General features: G+C 68.3%; 18 protein-coding genes. 9 read left to right on the forward strand and 9 right to left on the reverse strand.

Features of this window, described 5'->3' with window-relative positions:
* The first annotated feature begins 25 nt into the window (after positions 1–25).
* The 4 genes from AU187_RS07660 (at position 26) to AU187_RS07675 (ending at position 2,276) form a co-directional block, all read left to right on the forward strand.
* On the forward strand, positions 26–859 hold the full coding sequence (locus AU187_RS07660; protein ID WP_059166504.1) for a sulfurtransferase: 834 nt from the start codon (positions 26–28) through the stop codon (positions 857–859).
* Between the two features lies 1 nt (position 860).
* Entirely contained in the window at positions 861–1,163 is a 303-nt protein-coding gene (locus tag AU187_RS07665) for a DUF1416 domain-containing protein (RefSeq protein WP_059098314.1), read from the forward strand.
* Positions 1,164–1,380: 217 nt separating this feature from the next.
* On the forward strand, positions 1,381–2,010 hold the full coding sequence (locus AU187_RS07670; RefSeq protein WP_059098315.1) for a heme-binding beta-barrel domain-containing protein: 630 nt from the start codon (positions 1,381–1,383) through the stop codon (positions 2,008–2,010).
* Positions 2,010–2,276, forward strand: a complete 267-nt coding sequence (locus tag AU187_RS07675) for a YajG family lipoprotein (protein ID WP_059166505.1) — start codon at positions 2,010–2,012, stop codon at positions 2,274–2,276. Before AU187_RS07670 ends, AU187_RS07675 begins: the two co-directional genes overlap by 1 nt.
* 346 nt (positions 2,277–2,622) lie before the next feature.
* On the opposite strand, the gene AU187_RS07680 is transcribed toward AU187_RS07675, so the two are convergent.
* The gene (locus tag AU187_RS07680) at positions 2,623–3,453 is read right to left on the reverse strand and encodes an alpha/beta fold hydrolase (protein WP_059166506.1); all 831 of its coding nucleotides are present in this window, start codon (positions 3,451–3,453) and stop codon (positions 2,623–2,625) included.
* Positions 3,454–3,657: 204 nt separating this feature from the next.
* On the opposite strand from AU187_RS07680, the gene AU187_RS24905 reads away from it, so the two are divergent.
* Positions 3,658–4,173 (forward strand): putative immunity protein, encoded by a 516-nt coding sequence (locus AU187_RS24905; RefSeq protein WP_082684012.1) that lies wholly within the window; start codon positions 3,658–3,660, stop codon positions 4,171–4,173.
* Positions 4,174–4,256: 83 nt separating this feature from the next.
* Here the strand turns inward: AU187_RS24905 and AU187_RS07690 are convergent, their stop codons facing one another.
* Positions 4,257–5,144: an aminodeoxychorismate lyase gene (locus tag AU187_RS07690; protein ID WP_059098319.1), complete on the reverse strand. Its 888-nt coding sequence runs from the start codon at positions 5,142–5,144 to the stop codon at positions 4,257–4,259.
* A gap of 51 nt (positions 5,145–5,195) precedes the next feature.
* Here AU187_RS07690 and ygfZ point away from each other — a divergent pair, with 51 nt between their 5' ends.
* Both ygfZ and AU187_RS07700 read left to right on the forward strand, forming a co-directional pair.
* The gene (ygfZ, locus tag AU187_RS07695; RefSeq protein ID WP_059098320.1) at positions 5,196–6,272 is read left to right on the forward strand and encodes a CAF17-like 4Fe-4S cluster assembly/insertion protein YgfZ; all 1,077 of its coding nucleotides are present in this window, start codon (positions 5,196–5,198) and stop codon (positions 6,270–6,272) included.
* Positions 6,273–6,399: 127 nt separating this feature from the next.
* The gene (locus AU187_RS07700) at positions 6,400–6,579 is read left to right on the forward strand and encodes a DUF3073 domain-containing protein (RefSeq protein WP_059098321.1); all 180 of its coding nucleotides are present in this window, start codon (positions 6,400–6,402) and stop codon (positions 6,577–6,579) included.
* 16 nt (positions 6,580–6,595) lie between these two features.
* Here AU187_RS07700 and purM read toward each other — a convergent pair whose 3' ends face one another.
* Entirely contained in the window at positions 6,596–7,669 is a 1,074-nt protein-coding gene (gene purM / locus AU187_RS07705; protein WP_059098322.1) for a phosphoribosylformylglycinamidine cyclo-ligase, read from the reverse strand.
* Between the two features lie 85 nt (positions 7,670–7,754).
* Here purM and AU187_RS07710 point away from each other — a divergent pair, with 85 nt between their 5' ends.
* Positions 7,755–8,711: an NAD(P)H-binding protein gene (locus AU187_RS07710; protein ID WP_059098323.1), complete on the forward strand. Its 957-nt coding sequence runs from the start codon at positions 7,755–7,757 to the stop codon at positions 8,709–8,711.
* Here AU187_RS07710 and purF read toward each other — a convergent pair whose 3' ends face one another.
* A complete protein-coding gene (gene purF / locus AU187_RS07715; RefSeq protein ID WP_059098324.1) occupies positions 8,712–10,235 on the reverse strand; it encodes an amidophosphoribosyltransferase in 1,524 nt (507 codons plus the stop codon).
* 211 nt (positions 10,236–10,446) lie between these two features.
* Positions 10,447–10,848 carry a sterol carrier family protein gene (locus tag AU187_RS07720; protein WP_059098325.1) on the reverse strand — a complete coding sequence of 134 codons (402 nt, stop codon included), beginning with the start codon at positions 10,846–10,848 and terminating at the stop codon, positions 10,447–10,449.
* Positions 10,849–10,909: 61 nt separating this feature from the next.
* Here AU187_RS07720 and AU187_RS07725 point away from each other — a divergent pair, with 61 nt between their 5' ends.
* Entirely contained in the window at positions 10,910–12,070 is a 1,161-nt protein-coding gene (locus AU187_RS07725) for an MCE family protein (protein WP_059098474.1), read from the forward strand.
* Between the two features lie 3 nt (positions 12,071–12,073).
* On the opposite strand, the gene AU187_RS07730 is transcribed toward AU187_RS07725, so the two are convergent.
* Genes AU187_RS07730 through purL form a run of 4 tightly spaced genes read right to left on the reverse strand, consistent with a single transcriptional unit; the run spans position 12,074 to position 17,515 of the window.
* Positions 12,074–12,865, reverse strand: coding sequence for an SDR family NAD(P)-dependent oxidoreductase (locus AU187_RS07730; protein ID WP_059098326.1), 792 nt, complete (start codon positions 12,863–12,865; stop codon positions 12,074–12,076).
* Positions 12,862–13,485 carry an Rv0804 family intramembrane glutamic endopeptidase gene (locus tag AU187_RS07735; protein WP_059098327.1) on the reverse strand — a complete coding sequence of 208 codons (624 nt, stop codon included), beginning with the start codon at positions 13,483–13,485 and terminating at the stop codon, positions 12,862–12,864. The genes AU187_RS07730 and AU187_RS07735 overlap by 4 nt, the downstream gene beginning before the upstream one ends.
* Complete coding sequence (locus tag AU187_RS07740; RefSeq protein ID WP_059098328.1) at positions 13,485–15,209, reverse strand: alpha/beta hydrolase; 1,725 nt, start codon at positions 15,207–15,209, stop codon at positions 13,485–13,487. The genes AU187_RS07735 and AU187_RS07740 overlap by 1 nt, the downstream gene beginning before the upstream one ends.
* The gene (purL, locus tag AU187_RS07745) at positions 15,206–17,515 is read right to left on the reverse strand and encodes a phosphoribosylformylglycinamidine synthase subunit PurL (protein WP_059098329.1); all 2,310 of its coding nucleotides are present in this window, start codon (positions 17,513–17,515) and stop codon (positions 15,206–15,208) included. The genes AU187_RS07740 and purL overlap by 4 nt, the downstream gene beginning before the upstream one ends.
* Positions 17,516–17,566 lie beyond the last annotated feature (51 nt).

Raw genomic sequence — 17,566 nt, forward strand, 5'->3', positions numbered from 1 at the left:
TGAAGCAACCGAAAGGATCTCCTATATGGCACGCTCCGACGTCCTGGTCACGGTTGACTGGGCCGAGAGCAATCTCAACGCGCCGAACACCGTCTTCGTCGAGGTCGACGAGGACACCAGCGCCTACGACACCGGTCACATCGAGGGCGCCGTCAAGATCGACTGGAAGACCGATCTGCAGGATCCGGTGCGCCGCGATTTCGTTGACCAGCAACAGTTCTCGAAACTGTTGAGTGAGCGCGGCATTTCCAATGACGACACGGTGATTCTCTACGGCGGCAACAACAACTGGTTCGCCGCGTACGCCTACTGGTACTTCAAGCTGTACGGGCACCAGGACGTCAAGCTGCTCGACGGCGGCCGCAAGAAGTGGGAGCTCGACGGTCGTCCGCTGTCCACCGACGTGGTCAAGCGCCCGGCGACCAGCTACACGGCCAAGGCGCCCGACAACAGCATCCGGGCCTTCCGCGACGAGGTGATCGCCGCGATCAACAGCAAGAACCTCGTCGATGTGCGTTCTCCCGACGAGTTCTCCGGCAAGATCCTGGCTCCCGCGCACCTGCCCCAGGAGCAGAGCCAGCGGCCCGGGCATATCCCGGGCGCGATCAACGTTCCGTGGAGCAAGGCGGCCAACGACGACGGCACGTTCAAGTCCGATGAGGCCCTCGCGAAGCTGTACGCCGAGGCCGGCCTGGACGGTGAGAAGGAGACGATCGCCTACTGCCGCATCGGTGAGCGGTCGTCGCACACGTGGTTCGTGCTGCAGGAGCTGCTCGGACACCAGAACGTCAAGAACTACGACGGCAGTTGGACGGAATACGGCTCCCTCGTGGGTGCCCCGATCGAGTTGGGAAGTTGATATGTGCTCTGCCCCGAAACAAGGCCTGACGTTGCCCGCCAGCGTCGACTTGGAAAAGGAGACGGTGATCACCGGCCGCGTCGTGGACGGGTCGGGACAGGCCGTCGGCGGCGCATTCGTGCGGCTGCTGGACAGCTCTGACGAGTTCACCGCCGAGGTGGTCGCCTCGGCCACCGGCGACTTCCGGTTCTTCGCCGCACCCGGCACGTGGACGCTGCGCGCGCTGTCGAAGGTCGGCAACGGCGACGCCGTCGTGGCCCCGTCCGGCGCAGGGATCCACGAGGTCGACGTCAAGGTCGCGTAGCGCGCTTCCACGTCGAAACTGAGCTTGTGCTTGAGAATTCGTGAAAAACTCGCGCACAAGTTCAGATTCGGCGGGCCGGGCCCGGCGAACCCGGCGACGAGCCGAAGGATAGACTGCACCCCGTGGTGCTGTTCTTCGAACTCCTGCTGGTGGCCGCGACGGTGGTCATCACCTGGTTCGCGTTGTACGCGCTGTACCGGCTGATCACCGACGAGTCGTGACGTCGGGCGACGACGCAGTCGCGGCGGCGGCCGAGCGCGCGAAAACAACCGCCGCGCGGAACATCCCGGTCTTCGGTGATCTGCCAGCGCCGTCCGACACCGCCAATCTGCGCGAAGGCGTGAACCTCAACGACGCGCTGCTGGCCCTGCTGCCGCTGGTCGGTGTCTGGCGCGGTGAGGGTGAGGGCCGCGGTGCCGACGGCGACTACCGGTTCGGCCAGCAGATCGTGGTCTCCCACGACGGCGGGGACTACCTGATCTGGGAAGCGCGCTCGTGGCGGCTGACCGAGTCGGGCGACTATGACCAGCCGTCGCTGCGCGAATCGGGCTACTGGCGGTTCGTCAACGACCCGGCCGATCCGTCCGAGTCGCAGGCCATCGAACTGCTGCTCGCCCATTCCGCCGGCTACATCGAGCTGTTCTACGGCCGCCCCCTCACCCAGTCGTCGTGGGAACTCGTCACGGATGCGTTGGCGCGCAGTAAGTCCGGGATGCTGGTCGGTGGGGCGAAACGGCTCTACGGCATCGTCGAGGGCGGCGATCTCGCGTACGTCGAGGAGCGCGTCGACGCCGACGGCGGCCTGGTTCCGCACCTGTCGGCCCGGCTGTCGAGGTTCGTCGGCTGATGCGCGCGATCTGGCTCGCCACGGGCGTCGTCGCGGCCGCGATCCTGGCCGGCTGCGCGTCGGACCCGCCGGCCGAGCAGCAGACCACCACATCGAACACATCGAACGCCCCGGCCGGCCACGGGTCGCTGGCGCAGTGCCTCAACGACCACGGGGTCCCCGCCGCTCCCGGTCCTGCGGCCGCTCCGCCGCCGGGAGTCGATCGCGATACCTGGCATCGGGCCATGCAGGCTTGCGCGTCGTTCGCGCCGGGACCTGCCGGCTGAGCAAACCGCCACGGCTCGTTACCAATTCGCCCCCAGATATGGGGCGGCCCCCGAGCCGTGTGTTCCTGGCGGACAAAACCGAGGGGCTCGGGGGCCGGGTGACTGCGGGGAATTCGCCAGCGCGCGCAGAGCGCGAAGAGCCGTCAGCTCATTCCCCTGGCGCTGCTAGCTCGCAGCCACCTCACAAGTCCATAAGTCACTCAAAATCTCGGACCACCTCCTTCCCTGTGTACCGGCGAAGGTACCACTGACGCTATTAGGGCTGGTAGTGATTTTTCTCCCGTGCCGGGCGGATGCACTTGCCTACCCAGTTGAACGGGTGCCGAGGCAGCGGGCCCGAAATCGGCTATTCCGCTGACGTGTGGATGCGGTCGGCGAAGGACTCGATGATTCGCGCGACGTCCTTCGGGTGTTTGAGGTCGGCGCCGTGATCACGGCCGGCCATCACCACACGTTCCGCATCTGGTATCGCGCGTTCGATCGCATCCAGGCGCCGAACGAGATGATGTGGGCTTCTGTCACCGCCCAGCAAGAGGGTGGGCACTCGGATCGTGGCGTAGGTGTTGAGACGGTTGCCGAGCTGGTCCAGCGCTTCGAGGGCGTCGAGTTGGCACGGCACCAGCCGACGCAGGCGCGGGATGAGCGCGCAGGCCATCGCTGCTAGTGGTGCCTGCCAGGCCGGTAGCTCGATTGTTTCGCGGAAAAAGATGGCCATCGCCTTGTCGGGGCGGCCAGCGGCCAACGCCGCTCGCGCCTTGGCCAACACCTCGCCGTGCTCGCCTGCCAGAGGTTTGTCGATGACAGCTGCGGGTTCGAAGATCACGCCGCCGGTGAACGAAGACGGCGATGTCGCCAACGCCTCCAAGGCGACAACGCCACCGTCAGAATGGCCGTACAGCAGCACCGATTCCCCGACAGCCCGCACGATTGCGAGTAAGTCTTCGACCTCATCGGCGATCGTTGCGGGCGGTCCTCCCAATTTCGGGTCGCGCTTGAGGTCGAGCCGGTATTGGCGGCGGTGCAGTCGGATGACGCGGAACCTCGCGGCGAGTAGGCCGGAGAGTTTCTTCGTCCTTGTCCCGTCGTCCAATCCCGGACCGACGATCACGATGGTGGGGCCACGCCCCTCGTCGTACGCGTGTACCTCGACGCCGTCGGAAGACGGAACGGCAAGCATGGACTCACCCTAGCTACGCGCGAAGCAATGATCGACACCGCGCTACGCCTCGTCGACGAAGTCGGTTTAGACGCGGTGCGCCCGCAGATTCGAATATCACCAGCGCGAACTTCTAGCTGCCGCAACAATTGACGAGCCACGGGAAGACCGCAAGGTTCGCCTGGATAGGATGCGGGGCGGACTTACATAGGGGCGCCGCCAGCCATGATTCTCCCGAAGGTGCGCGATCCGCGCTTTGTGACCGTCCGCCGCGGTGGGACCTTGACGGACTCGGATCACCATTTGCTCGCACTATGGGCGGCCTCATGCGCGGAGCACGTCCTTCACCTATTCGAGTCAGCTCACCCTGAGGATCCACGACCGCGTCAGGCCATCGAGCATGCCCGCGCCTGGGTGCGGGGCGAGGTCAAGATGATGGAGTCTCGCGCGGCAGGAGGTCATTCCATGGGAGCGGCGCGAGACAAGCAAGGGGCAGCACGGCACGCCGCATACGCAGCTGGCCAGGCTGGCGCCGTAGCCCATGTCGCCGCCCACGAACTCGGCGCGGCCGCCTATGCGATCAAGGCCGCACGTGCTGCTGCGCCGGACGGCGAGGCCGAAGCCGCAGGACGACTCGAGTGCCGCTGGCAGCGGGACCAGCTCCCGGAGGCGATCCGAGAACTCGTACTTGACGATCAGCGATTGCGGAACCACATCTGCTGGTTGGTGTTCGACTGCTGAGCCGGCCAGCCTGTATCGGCGTACCGGTTCATCTGCACACGGCGAGGCGATGGTTCCCCGTATCCGCGCGACGGTACCCGCGTTCAGCGATCGCTGACGACCGCGGCGTCGACGAGTTCGGCGAACTCCGCCGCCAACGGGCTCGGCGGCAGCGCTCTGCCGTCGAGGGTGTGCACCCGCGCGGCGAGCGTGATGCTCGACACCAGCCAAACACCTTGAGCGGTAAGCAGATCCGTTGTCCGCAACGAGCGGTAGTCGCAGTCGTACCCCTTGTTGCGCGCCACCTCGAACAACGCCTGCTGCGTGGTGCCGCGCAGGATCGGGAACCATGGCGGCGGCGTGAAGAACGCGACGTCGCCCGCGCCCGGTTCGGACTCGGCGGCGATCACCACGGTCGAACGCGGTCCCTCGAGGAGGTGACCATCGGCGCCGACGAAGATCACATCGCCGGCGCCGTGCCGCTCGGCATGCCGCAGGGCGGCCATGTTCACCGCGTACGACAACGTCTTCGCGCCGGCCAACAGCCACGGCATCTCGGCGGTGCCCTCGGTCGGTAGTCCGCGGGGCAGCGTCAGCGCCGCAAGCCCGTGGCGGCGCACCTGGGCCACCCGCGCCGGCAACGCACCGATCGTGGCGAACGCCGTCGGTGGCGACCCGCCTTCGCGGCCCCGGCTGTACACCAGCCGCAGCACGCCCTCGTCGTCGGCGCGCGCGTTCCATTCCTCGACCGCTGCGGACACCGCGGCCCGCCACCGCGGCAGGTCGGGTGCCGGCAAGTCGGTCATCCGCGCCGATTGGCTGAGCCGGGCCAGGTGGCTTTCGAGCAGGCACGGTCGGCCGTCGCGGATCAGCAGCGTCTCGAAGACACCGTCGCCGCGTACCGCTGCGAGGTCGTCGGCGTGCAGCAGCGCCGCCGCCGGATCGTGCAACCGCCCGTCCAGCGTCACCACGACCCCGGGTTCGCCAGCCATGGGCCCACAGCGTAGCCGCGGCCCGCCGAGGGCCGAACGTAGAGTTGACGTGTGACATTCTCTGCGCCAGCCGTCCCCGCTCCCGACACCGGACCCGACGCCGGCGCTGTCTGGCACTACGGCGATCCGCTGGCCGAGCAACGGGCGGCGGCGGACGCGGCGGTCGTCGTGGACCGCTCACACCGCGCTGTGCTCACCCTCACCGGCGGCGACCGCAGGACCTGGCTGCACAGTCTGACCACCCAGCACGTCAGCGACATGGGCGACGGCACGGTCACCGAGAATCTCAGCCTCGACGGCCAGGGCCGTGTCGAAGATCACTGGCTGCAAACCGAACTCGGCGGCGTCACGTATCTCGACACCGAAGCGTGGCGTGGCGAGGCGCTGCTGAGCTACCTGCGCAAGATGGTGTTCTGGTCCGACGTCGCGGTCGAACCGGCCGACCTGGCGGTGTTGTCACTGCTCGGCCCGCGGTTGGCTGACGCCGCGGTGCTCGACGCGCTCGGCGTCGGTTCGCTACCGGCGGAACGCACGGCCGTCGCGCTTCCCGAAGGCGGCTTCGTGCGGCGCCTCGGCGGATCGGCGCTCGAACTCGACCTCGTGGTGCCCCGCGAACAGGTCGACCGCTGGCGCCGGCGGCTCGACGACGCAGGGGTCCGGCCCGCCGGGGTGTGGGCCTACGAGGCCCACCGGGTGGCCACGCTTCGGCCCCGGCTGGGTGTGGACACCGACGAGCGGACGATCCCGCACGAGGTCGGCTGGATCGGCCCCGCCGTGCATCTGGACAAGGGCTGCTACCGAGGGCAGGAGACCGTCGCCCGGGTGCACAACCTGGGTAAACCGCCGCGGATGCTGGTGCGGTTGCATCTCGACGGTTCGACCGACCGGCCCAGCACCGGCGACCCGGTGCTCGCCGCCGGCCGGACGGTCGGTCGCCTCGGCACGGTGGTCGACCACGTGGACGACGGCCCCGTCGCGCTGGCGCTGCTCAAGCGGGGGCTGCCCGCGGACACCGAATTGACCGTCGCAGGGGTGCCCGCGCTGATCGACGCGGACTCGATGCCGCCGCCCGACGTCGCAGGTGCCGGACGCCGCGCGGTCGAACAGCTGCGCGGCGGAAACCGCTGACCGCCGAGGGCCTGGCAGCGCACCGCAGCCAGGCACGGTAAAGTGTCGGCAGGACGATAAAAAGACAGATCAGATCGGAGCCGCCTGCAAATCGGGCCGCTCCGTTATTGCGCGAGGGGGTCCCCCCATGGGCCGCGGCCGGGCAAAGGCAAAGCAGACCAAGGTTGCTCGTGAGCTCAAATACAGCTCACCGCAGACCGACTTCGAGCGGCTTCAGCGCGAGCTGTCGGGCGCTCCCGATGACGACATGGCCGGTACCGACCCGGTGGCCGACGACTGGGTCGACGACGACGACTGGCGCCGCTGACGCTCAGAGCTGAGGCTCAGAAGCGCGGGTGCTGACCCACGAGCCTGGCTCGAGGACCGTTCTTGCCGCCCTTCTTGACGGTGCCCAGCGTCCAGCAATTCAGGTGACGCGCGGTCAAGATCGCCAGGGCGCGGTCGGTGTCCTCCGGTGCGACGACCGCGACCATCCCGACACCCATGTTGAAGGTCTTCTCCATCTCGCTGCGCTCGACCCGTCCGCGTTGCCCGATCATCGCGAACACGGGTGCCGGCGTCCAAGTGCCGCGGTCGATTTCGGCGACCAGCCCGTGCGGGACCACCCGCTCGAGGTTGCCGGCCAACCCGCCGCCGGTGACGTGGCAGAAAGTGCGTACCTGCGTCTCGGCGGCCAGGGCCAGGCAGTCCTTGGCGTAGATGCGGGTCGGCTCCAGCAGTTCTTCGCCGAGCGTGCGACCGAACTCTTCGACATGACCGGCCAGGTTCATCCGGTCGATTTCCAGCAGCACCTTGCGGGCCAGTGAGTAGCCGTTGGAGTGCAGGCCGGTCGAGGCCATCGCGATCAGCACGTCCCCGGGCTTGACCCGGTCCGGGCCGAGCACGTCGTCGGCCTCGACGATGCCCACCCCGGTGGCCGAGATGTCGTAGTGGTCGGGCGCCATCAGGCCGGGGTGCTCGGCCGTCTCGCCGCCGAGCAGCGCGCAGCCGGCCAGCTGGCAACCGTTGGCGATGCCGGCCACCAGTTCGCCGATCCGCTCGGGAACCGTGCGCCCGACCGCGATGTAGTCCTGCAGGAACAGCGGTTCTGCGCCACAGACCACGAGGTCGTCGACGACCATCGCGACCAGGTCGATTCCGACCGTGTCGTGCTTGTCCATGGCCTGGGCGACCGCCAGTTTGGTGCCGACGCCGTCGGTCGACGAGGCCAGCACCGGTTCCCGGTAGCCGCCACGCAGCGCGAACAGTCCCGCAAAGCCGCCGATGCCGGCGCGTACCTCGGGCCTGGTGGCCTTCTCGGCGAGTGGTTTGAGGAGTTCGACGGCCCGGTCACCGGCTTCGATGTCGACCCCGGCCGACGCGTAGGAGATGCCGGCAGGTTCGGCGCGTTCGGTCATCGCGATAAAGGCTACCGGTGTTCGCCGCGCCGCGGTAACCGCCTTCTTGGGTTTGCCCGCGCACCAAACCGGCGATCCCGCCGGGATGACAGACGCGATTCGCTGCTTGGTGACGGGCGCGACCGGCTATATCGGCGGCCGGTTGGTGCCCGCTCTGCTCGACCACGGTCATGCGGTGCGGGCGCTGGCGCGTAACCCCGACAAGCTCGACGACGCGTCGTGGCGCGACCGGGTGGAGGTGGCACGCGGCGACCTCGGTGGCACGGACTCGCTGCGCAACGCGTTCGAGGGCATGGACGTCGTCTACTACCTGGTGCACTCGATGGGCACCTCGCCCGATTTCGTCGAGGAAGAGGCCCGGTCGGCCCGCAACGTCGTCGCCGCTGCACGCGATGCGGGGATCAGGCGGTTGGTGTATCTGGGCGGCCTGCACCCAGCAGAAGCCGACCTGTCCCCGCATCTGCGGTCGCGGACCGACGTCGGCGAGATCCTGATTGGGTCCGGAATCGAGACCGTCGTCCTGCAGGCCGGAATCGTGATCGGCGCGGGATCGGCTTCTTTCGAGATGATCCGGCACCTGACCAACCGCCTGCCGGTGATGACGACACCGAGATGGGTGCACAACAAAATCCAGCCGATCGCGATCGACGACGCGCTGCACTATCTGGCCGAGGCCGCCGCTGCGCCGGTAGCGGCATCGCGCACATGGGATATCGGCGGACCCGACGTGCTCGAATATCGTGAGGCGATGCAGGTGTACGCCGATGTGGCCGGTCTGCGACGGCGGGTGATCATCGACTTACCTTGGCTCACACCGACGTTGGCGAGTTGGTGGATCGGGTTGGTGACGCCGCTGCCCGGCGCGCTGGCACGTCCGCTCGTCGAGTCGCTGGAGTGCGAGGCGGTGATGGCCAACCACGACATCGATGACGTCATCGCGCCGCCGCACAGCGGCCTGACGGGTTATCGCGACGCGGTGGCGAAGGCGTTGCAGCGCGGCCCGCTGCCCGGCGATCCGCGCTGGGCGCACGTAGGGCGGTAGTTACGGCCTGCGCAGCGCCGAGACGTTGTCGTTGTCGGACTGCAGCGGCACGCCGGTCTTGGCGGCCGTCGCGAGCATGTGCTCGATCACGTTCTTGCCCAACGCCGATTCGCCCGGCAACTCGATCGGATACTTGCCGTCGAAGCAGGCGCTGCACAACCTGGAAGCGGGCTGCTCGGTCGCGGCGATCATGCCCTGCTGGCTGATGTAGCCGAGGGTGTCGGCGCCGATGGCGTGGCGCACCGCCTCGAGCATCTCCCCCTGGTCCTCGACGGCGTTGGCGATCAGTTCGGCCGGGGTGGCGAAGTCGATGCCGTAGAAGCAGGGCCATTTGACGGGCGGCGACGCGATGCGGACGTGCACCTCCACGGCGCCGGCCTCGCGCAGCATCCGGATCAGGGCGCGCTGGGTGTTGCCGCGCACGATCGAGTCGTCGACGACGATCAGTCGCTTACCCCGGATCACTTCCTTGAGCGGGTTGAGCTTGAGCCGGATGCCGAGCTGGCGGATGGTCTGCGACGGTTGGATGAACGTGCGTCCCACGTAGGCGTTCTTCATCAGGCCTTGGCCGTAGGGGATGCCGGACTCCTGCGCATAACCCACCGCGGCGGGGGTGCCCGACTCCGGCACGCCGATCACCAGATCCGCCTCGACCGGCATCTCCCTGGCCAGTCGGCGGCCGATGTCGACGCGGGTGGCGTGCACCGAACGGCCGGCCAGAGTGCTGTCCGGGCGCGCCAGATAGACGTACTCGAAGACGCAGCCCTTGGGTTCGGGGTTGGCGAACCGGGTGGAGCGCACCCCGTCGGCGTCGATGGCCAGCAGTTCACCGGGCTCGATGTCGCGGACGAACGAGGCGCCGACGATGTCGAGCGCCGCGGTCTCCGACGCGACGACCCAGCCGCGGTCCAACCGCCCCAACGCCAACGGTCGCACCCCGTACGGATCGCGCGCCGCATACAGGGTGTTCTCGTCCATCCACGTCAGGCAGAACGCGCCACGCACGGTCGGCAGCAGTTCCAGCGCGGCCTGCTCCAGCGTCGCGTCGGCCGCCCCGTGGGCGAGCAGCGCACCGAGGATGTCGGAGTCGGTGGTCGCCGCCGGAGCGCCCCTGGTACCGAGCAAACCGGCCTCGCGGGCGCGGGCGGCGAGTTCGGCCGCGTTGACGAGGTTGCCGTTGTGTCCCAGTGCGACGCCGGTGCCCGCCGCCGTGTTGCGGAACACCGGCTGGGCGTTCTCCCACGTCGTCGAACCGCTGGTCGAGTAGCGGCAGTGCCCGATGGCGACGTGGCCTTCCATCGCGGCCAGCGTCTGCTCGTCGAAGACCTGGCTGACCAGGCCCAGATCCTTGAACACCAGCACCTGGGAGCCGTCGGCGACGGCGATTCCCGCGGCTTCCTGGCCGCGGTGCTGAAGCGCATAGAGGCCGTAGTAGGTGAGCTTGGCGACCTCTTCACCCGGCGCCCACACGCCGAATACGCCACACTCTTCGCGGGGTTCAGGATCGGTCTGCGGGCCGGTCACGATATGGCTGCTCCCAGGGCGGAATGGGTAGACCGCCTCAGTCTACGTACATCACCGGTCATTCACCGAATGCGGCGGGGGTGTCGCCGCAGTCGAAACAAGCCGTCCGCTTGCGCATGTTTCTGCCGTTCAACCTGCGATTTCGGTGTACTTCGCCGCGCGCATCGCGACGAACTACACCGAAATCAGCCGTAGCGAAGGTGTGGCCAAGTTAACCGTCGAGGTCGACCAGCGGTAGCCAGGTCGCGATCTCCCCGGCGCGCGACCCCGACAGCGTCAACCGGCCGTCTGCCACGGCGTCGTTCGGCGACAGCATCCCGCAGGCGAGCAGCAGCCAGGTCCGCGGATCCGTCTCGGCCACATTGGGCGGGTTGCCGCGCCGGTGCGACGGCCCCGCGATGCACTGCACCGCGATGAACGGCGGTACGCGGACCTCGACGCTGGAACCCGGCGCGACGGCGGCGAGCGTGCGGGCCGTCAACCGGACCGCCTCGGCGAGTTCGGTTCTGGCCGGCGCTGGTCGCTCATCGTCGCGTAACCAGTCCGCGAGCGCCGCGACCGCCGTGCGGGTCTTCGCCGGATCGGCAGGGCGGACCCGTCGAGAGGTGGCCATCCCTTACTGTCTCAAAGTGTTCGTCGACCGCCACAAGCCGCCGTACAAGGTGGCCGGTGCGATGTTCCTGGTCATCGCCACCGTCGCGGCGGGCGTGCTCTATCTGCAGTTTCGCGGCGACCTGTTGCCTCGGACCCAGCTGACGTTGCTGTCGCCGCGCGCCGGTCTGGTCGTCGAACCGGGCGCGAAGGTGACCTACAACGGCGTGGAGATCGGGCGGGTCAGCCGGATCTCGCTCGTCGACGTGGGCGACGGGCACCAGGCGAAACTCACGCTCGAAGTCAATCCCCGCTACCTGGACCGCATTCCGGTGAACGTGGTTGCCGAGATCCGTGCCACCACGGTGTTCGGCAACAAGTACATCTCGTTCACCGCACCGGAAGACGCGTCGCCACAACACATCACGGGTCGAGATGTGATCGAGGTGTCGGCGGTGACGACGGAGTTCAACACAGTGTTCGAGACGGTCATGGCGCTCGCAGAACAGGTCGACCCGATCAAGTTGAACCAGACCCTGGCCGCGACGGCGGAGGCGCTCACCGGTCTGGGAGACCGATTCGGCGAGTCGCTGCTCAACGGCAACCGGATCATCGACGACCTCAACGCCCGGATGCCGGCGATCCGGTCCGACACTCAACTGCTGGCCGATCTCGCCGACGTGTACGCCGACGCGTCACCGGAGCTGTGGGACGGCCTCGAGAACGCGGTGACCACCGGCCGCACGTTCAACGACCACCGCGCCGACCTCGACGCCGCGCTGATGGGCGCGCTCGGCTTCGCCGACATGGGGGCCGACGTCTTCGAGCGCGCGGGCCCGTATCTGGTCCGCGGCGCTGCCGATCTGGTGCCCACGGCGAAGCTGCTCGACTACCACAGCCCCGCGCTGTTCTGCACTATCCAGAACTTCAACGAGGTCCAGCCGCGGGTGGCGAAGACGTTGGGCGGCAACGGGTATTCGCTGACCGGTGGCGGTGGCGTCCTCGCGGGGGCCGGCAATCCGTACATCTACCCGGACAATCTGCCGCGGGTCAACGCCACCGGCGGGCCGGAGGGCCGTCCCGGCTGCTGGCAGGACATCACCCGGGAGCTGTACCCGATGCCGTACCTGGTGATGGACACCGGCGCCAGCATCGCCCCGTACAACCATCTGGAACTCGGTCAGCCGTTGTTCATCGAGTACGTGTGGGGCCGCCAGGTCGGCGAGCTCACGATCAACCCGTGAGGTTCAGTCCGGGAAACCGAACAGCTTGACCACGCCGTGGTCGCGACCGGCGGTGTAGCCACCGTCGACCGCGATGGCCTGCCCCGTCACGAACGACGCATCGGTCGACACGAGAAACGCTGCGACGGCCGCGATCTCGTCTGGCCGGCCGCGCCGTTGCAGAGCGTGCTCCTCGGTGATGGAACGCAGTGGGCCCGCCATGCCTTCGAGGCCCATCACGCTCTGGAGCATCGGGGTGTCGACGAACCCGGGGCAGATGGCGTTCGCGCGGATACCGCTCGGGCCGTAGTCGACGGCGATGTTCTTGGTGAGCAGCACGACACCGCCCTTGGCGGCGTTGTAGCTGCTGCCGCCGGCGGTGCCCTCCAGACCTTCGACGCTGGCCAGGGTGACGATCGACCCGCGCTCGCCGTCGACGCGCGGTTGCTCGATCATCTTCGCCACCGCGGCCTTGGCCACCAGGAACGTTCCGGTGAGGTTGACCGCGATCACGCGGTCCCACTCGGCGCGGTCGAGCAGGTGCACCGGCCCGCCGCCGGCGACCCCGGCCGAGTGCACGACGCCGTCGAGGCGTCCGCGAACCGCGGCGAACACCGATGCCACGGCAGCTTCATCGGTGATGTCGGCGGTGACGAACTCGAAGCGCTCGCAAGGTTCCTCGGGTGGTGGCGCCACGTCGGCGCCGATCACGGTGTCGCCGCGGGCGAGCAGGCGCCTGACGGTGGCCAGCCCGATGCCCGACGCAGCCCCGGTCACGACGATGGTGCGCGGACGGTCGCGCTCGGCGGTGCTCATGCCCGGGACTCTATGCGCCGCTGAACGGCGAGCGCTGCCAACGCCGCGGCCTCGTTGGCGGCCAGATGGGCCAGCATCGGCGCGGCGAGGCTGCCCGAGCGGGCATGCAGCCACCCGAACGCCCAACCCGCAACGCCGGTGAGAAGGACCGTGCCCAACACCGGGTTGCGGGTGAGGCGGGCATCCATGATGTGCCACAGGCCGAACGCCACCGACTGCAGAAAGCGCCCGCCGACCGGTTCGAACGCGGTCTCGGCGGCGGTACCCAGCGTCGCCCGGTAGGCGACCTCCTCGGGCCAGACGGTTCCGACCGGAATGTCGAACGCCATCCACCGCACCGGACGGTCGGGCAGTTCACGCGCGGCCATTCCGCCTCGTACCGACGGGACCGCGGTCGCCGCCGCCACCCCGAGCGCGATCACCGCACCCGCGGCCAGGCCGTGGCGCAGGCCGGACCACAGTGCGGGCGGACGCAGGCCCAGCGGGGGGCGAGCGAGCGCGTACAGCCCGGTGCCCAGCGCGGCGTTCGCAATCGGATGGAACCGCACCCGAGGCGCGATGAAACTCCATCCCACCAGGGCGACGGCCACAGCTGCCGCGCGAAACTTGTTCGCCGCCATCAGTATTCCGGTCCGTCCTCGCCCTCGGTCTTGGTCAGCGCGGTGCGGATCCGTTCGGTGTCCTCACGGGTCCAGCCGTCGGGCGGTGCGACGGCGGCCCAGCCGTCGAGCACGAGATCGCCGTAGTTGTGGCCGTGCCCTCCCGGGACCGAACTGGCGTTGGTCATGTCGGCCGCAACCTGACCGAACGTCACGATCGGATACCACCGCATGGAGGCCGTGCGGTCGCGACCGGGCGGTTCGCGCAGCCAGTCCGGCCGGCTGAACAGCAGATCCGGCGACCACCACACGATCGGATCGGACGGGTGCTGCAGGAACAGCACGCGCGTGCCCTCCCACGGCGGCGCTGTGTCCCGCTCGATCTCGGCGGGATCGGTGGCTTCGGAGAACCGGACGGTGCGGCCGTTGTCGTAACGCGGCTCGACTTGCGGGGTGCCCGGATCCCGCCGCTCGGTGATGGCTTTCCACAGCGGGCTGGCGTTCGGTGGTCCCACCCACAGCACCGACGAGAAGCCCATCCGCGAGATGTCGGGCAGCCACTCGAACGCGCCCTGCCCGGCCATCGAGCCCAGGCTCTCCCCGTAGAGCACGAGTTTCGGCCGCCGGTCCTGCGGAAGTTCTTCCCAGCGTTGCTGAATCGCGTCGATCATCATGCGCCCCGAGACCATCGACTTCTGCTGGTCACCGAGGAAGGAGATCCAGCTCGGCAGGAAGGAGTACTGCGATCCGACCAGCGCGGTGTCGCCGTTGTACATCATCTCCAGCGCCCGGGCTGCCACCGGATTGATCCAGCCGGTGCCGGTGGTGGGGATGATGACCAGCAGCTCACGCTCGAACGCGCCGGTGCGCTCGAGCTCGCTGAGCAGGACCGCCATTCGCTGTTCGGCGGTTTCGGCGGTCTGCAGCCCGACATACACCCGGATCGGCTCCTGGGCGGGCGCTCCGTTGAGTTCGGTGAGCTCGTCGGCGTGCGGACCGGTGGCGACGAAGTTGCGGCCCTGGTAGCCCAATGTGTCCCAGGCCGCGAAAGACTCTGGACTGCCCGATCTTTCGGGTTCGATCGGTTGGATGACGCCTTCCCGAGTGGTGGTGTTCTGCGGTTGGAACACCCGGTTGGCGCCGGCGAGGAAGCCGCGCACCAGCACACCGTTGATCAGCGTGATGGCAAGCACGACGACGATCGCAGTGCCGATGAACAGCGCCACCTCGTCGTGCAGACGCCAGCGCCGGATGAAGAACCGGGCCATCGTCTTGATCACCTCGAGCAGCACGCGCGCGACGGCCACGCACACACCGCCGACCAGCAACGCGACGACCAGCGTGCGCAGGTACCCGAGCGTGGCCGGTCCCTCGATGCCCATCACCGCCGACACCTGTCGCTGCCACGCCGCTGCCGGGATCACCATCACGATGCTGGCGGCGATCGACAGCACCACCGTCGCGGTCTTGAGCACCAACAACATCCGCTTCGATGGAGGCCACCAGGTGCGACGGCGTAACACGAAGCGGCGCAGCATTTTTGCGAGGAAGACGCCGATGCCGTAGCCGATCGCGGCGTTGAGACCGCCGATCAGGCCTGCGAACAGCCAGTCACGCGGCAGCAGCGACGGCGTCAACGACAGGCAGAAGAACAATGCGGCGAACGCGACGCCGACGAAGTCGAGGCGGACCAGGCGCCACGCCCAGACGTGTATCGGGTGTCGTTGCCGCGTGTGTTCGCTCACCCGAACAACCTGGGCAGCACGCTTTCTGACGTGCTGCGCAGGTCCTCCAGAGTGACGGTGAACAGACCTTGGACCTCGATCGCATCGCTGGCGGCATCGACCACGCCGATGCGGGTGGCGGGCAGGCCGCGGGCCTCGCACATGGCGCGGAACCGGCTCTCTTCGGTGCGTGGCACCGCCACCAGCACCCGGCCCGCAGATTCGGAGAACAAGAACGTGAACGGACCAGTTCCTTCTTGCCAGTCCTCGGGAAGCACGATGCGGCAACCGGTTTCACCGCGCAGCGCGGCCTCGACGACGGCCTGGATCAGCCCGCCTTCGGACAGGTCGTGCGCAGCTGAGACGAGACCGTCGCGGGACGCGGCGGTAAGCACCTCGGCGAGCAGTTTCTCGCGTGCGAGATCCACCGCGGGCGGCAGCCCGCCCAGGTGGTCGGCGGTGACCTGCGCCCAGATGGATCCGTCGAATTCGTCGCGGGTGTCGCCCAGCAGCATCAGCGTCTCGCCCGGTTCGTCGCCGAAACCGGTGGGAATGCGTCGTTTCACGTCGTCGATCACGCCGAGCACACCGACGACCGGTGTCGGCAGGATCGCGGTGGTGCCGGTCTGGTTGTAGAAGCTGACGTTGCCGCCGGTGACCGGAATGCCCAGCGCCGCAGCGCCATCCGCCAGGCCGCGCACCGCCTGGCTGAACTGCCACATCACGCCGGGGTCCTCCGGCGAACCGAAGTTCAGGCAGTTCGTCACCGCGACCGGAGTCGCGCCGGTGACCGCGACGTTGCGGTATGCCTCGGCCAGCGCCAACTGCGCCCCGGCGTACGGGTCGAGCGCGGTGTAGCGGCCCGACGCGTCGGTCGAGATCGCGATGCCGCGCCCGCTGGTCTCGTCGACGCGCAATAACCCGCCGTCGGCGTCTTCGGCCAGCACGGTGTTGCCGCGCACATAGCGGTCGTACTGCTCGGTGATGAAGGCACGGCTGCACAGATGCGGACTTCCCAGCAGCGCAAGCAGAGCCGCTTTGAGCTCTGCACCGGTCGATGGCCGCGGCAGCCTCGCCGTGGTGTCGGCGTTGAGCGCATCCTGCGTGTCGGGCCGCTGTACCGGTCGTTCGTAGACCGGGCCTTCGTGCGCGACCGTGCGCGGTGGCACGTCGACGACGGTCTCGCCGTGCCAGGTGATCTGCAGTCGGTCGCCGTCGGTCACCTCGCCGATGACGGTGGCCAGCACCTCCCACTTGCGACAGACGGCCATGAATTTGTCGACGTTGTCGGGCGTGACGACCGCGCACATCCGCTCCTGCGATTCGCTCGACAGGACCTCGGCGGGCGTCATGTTGGCCGCCCGCAGCGGCACCGTGTCCAGTTCGATGCGCATGCCTCCGTCGCCGGCGGAGGCGAGTTCACTTGTGGCGCAGGATAATCCGGCACCGCCGAGGTCCTGGATGCCGACCACCAGGTCGTTGGCGTACAGCTCGAGGCAGCACTCGATGAGCACCTTCTCCATGAACGGATCGCCCACCTGCACGCTGGGCAGCTTCTTGCGCCCGGGCGCGCCGCTCTCGTCGCCGCCGAAGGTCTCCGAGGCCAGCACCGACACGCCGCCGATGCCGTCGAGGCCGGTGCGGGCACCGAACAGAATGATCTTGTTGCCCGCTCCCGACGCGAACGCCAGGTGCAGGTCCTCCTTGCGCAACACCCCGACGCACAGCGCGTTCACCAGCGGGTTGCCCCCATAGGACGCGTCGAACACCGTTTCGCCGCCGATGTTGGGCAGTCCCAACGAGTTACCGTACCCGCCGATTCCACGCACCACGCCGTCCACGACGCGGCGGGTGTCGGGCGCGTCGGCCGCGCCGAACCTCAGCTGGTCCATGACCGCGACCGGGCGGGCGCCCATCGCCATGATGTCGCGCACGATCCCGCCGACGCCGGTGGCCGCACCCTGATAGGGCTCGATGTAGGAGGGGTGGTTGTGCGATTCCACCTTGAAGGTGGCCGCCCACCCGTCACCGATGTCCACGACGCCGGCGTTCTCACCGATGCCGGCCAGCATCGTCTTGCGCATCTCCTCGGTGGTGGTCTCGCCGAAATAGCGCAGATGGACCTTCGACGACTTGTAGGAGCAATGCTCACTCCACATCACGGAGTACATCGCCAGCTCGGCGTCGGTGGGCCTACGGCCCAGAATTTGCCGGATCCGCTGGTACTCGTCGTCCTTGAGTCCGAGTTCACGAAACGGTTGCGGCTGATCCGGGGTGGCGGCGGCGCGGTCGACGGTGTCCAAGGCGTGGGTTAGCTCCGACGTCACGTGGCCAGTCTAGTTTGGGCCGTCGGACCCAGGCCCTCGACACGGGTTTGG

Source organism: Mycobacterium sp. IS-1556 (genome assembly GCF_001499985.1).
In the GTDB taxonomy this organism is placed as follows: Bacteria; Actinomycetota; Actinomycetes; order Mycobacteriales; family Mycobacteriaceae; genus Mycobacterium.

What these genes read in the sequence shown, in the direction of transcription:
- AU187_RS07660 (WP_059166504.1), top strand. Translation starts at nt 26, where the DNA reads ATGGCACGCTCCGACGTCCTGGTCACGGTTGACTGGGCCGAGAGCAAT.
- AU187_RS07665 (WP_059098314.1), top strand. Translation starts at nt 861, where the DNA reads ATGTGCTCTGCCCCGAAACAAGGCCTGACGTTGCCCGCCAGCGTCGAC.
- AU187_RS07675 (WP_059166505.1), top strand. Translation starts at nt 2,010, where the DNA reads ATGCGCGCGATCTGGCTCGCCACGGGCGTCGTCGCGGCCGCGATCCTG.
- AU187_RS07680 (WP_059166506.1), bottom strand. Translation starts at nt 3,453, where the DNA reads ATGCTTGCCGTTCCGTCTTCCGACGGCGTCGAGGTACACGCGTACGAC.
- AU187_RS24905 (WP_082684012.1), top strand. Translation starts at nt 3,658, where the DNA reads ATGATTCTCCCGAAGGTGCGCGATCCGCGCTTTGTGACCGTCCGCCGC.
- AU187_RS07690 (WP_059098319.1), bottom strand. Translation starts at nt 5,144, where the DNA reads ATGGCTGGCGAACCCGGGGTCGTGGTGACGCTGGACGGGCGGTTGCAC.
- AU187_RS07700 (WP_059098321.1), top strand. Translation starts at nt 6,400, where the DNA reads ATGGGCCGCGGCCGGGCAAAGGCAAAGCAGACCAAGGTTGCTCGTGAG.
- purM (WP_059098322.1), bottom strand. Translation starts at nt 7,669, where the DNA reads ATGACCGAACGCGCCGAACCTGCCGGCATCTCCTACGCGTCGGCCGGG.
- AU187_RS07710 (WP_059098323.1), top strand. Translation starts at nt 7,755, where the DNA reads ATGACAGACGCGATTCGCTGCTTGGTGACGGGCGCGACCGGCTATATC.
- AU187_RS07720 (WP_059098325.1), bottom strand. Translation starts at nt 10,848, where the DNA reads ATGGCCACCTCTCGACGGGTCCGCCCTGCCGATCCGGCGAAGACCCGC.
- AU187_RS07725 (WP_059098474.1), top strand. Translation starts at nt 10,910, where the DNA reads ATGTTCCTGGTCATCGCCACCGTCGCGGCGGGCGTGCTCTATCTGCAG.
- AU187_RS07730 (WP_059098326.1), bottom strand. Translation starts at nt 12,865, where the DNA reads ATGAGCACCGCCGAGCGCGACCGTCCGCGCACCATCGTCGTGACCGGG.
- AU187_RS07735 (WP_059098327.1), bottom strand. Translation starts at nt 13,485, where the DNA reads ATGGCGGCGAACAAGTTTCGCGCGGCAGCTGTGGCCGTCGCCCTGGTG.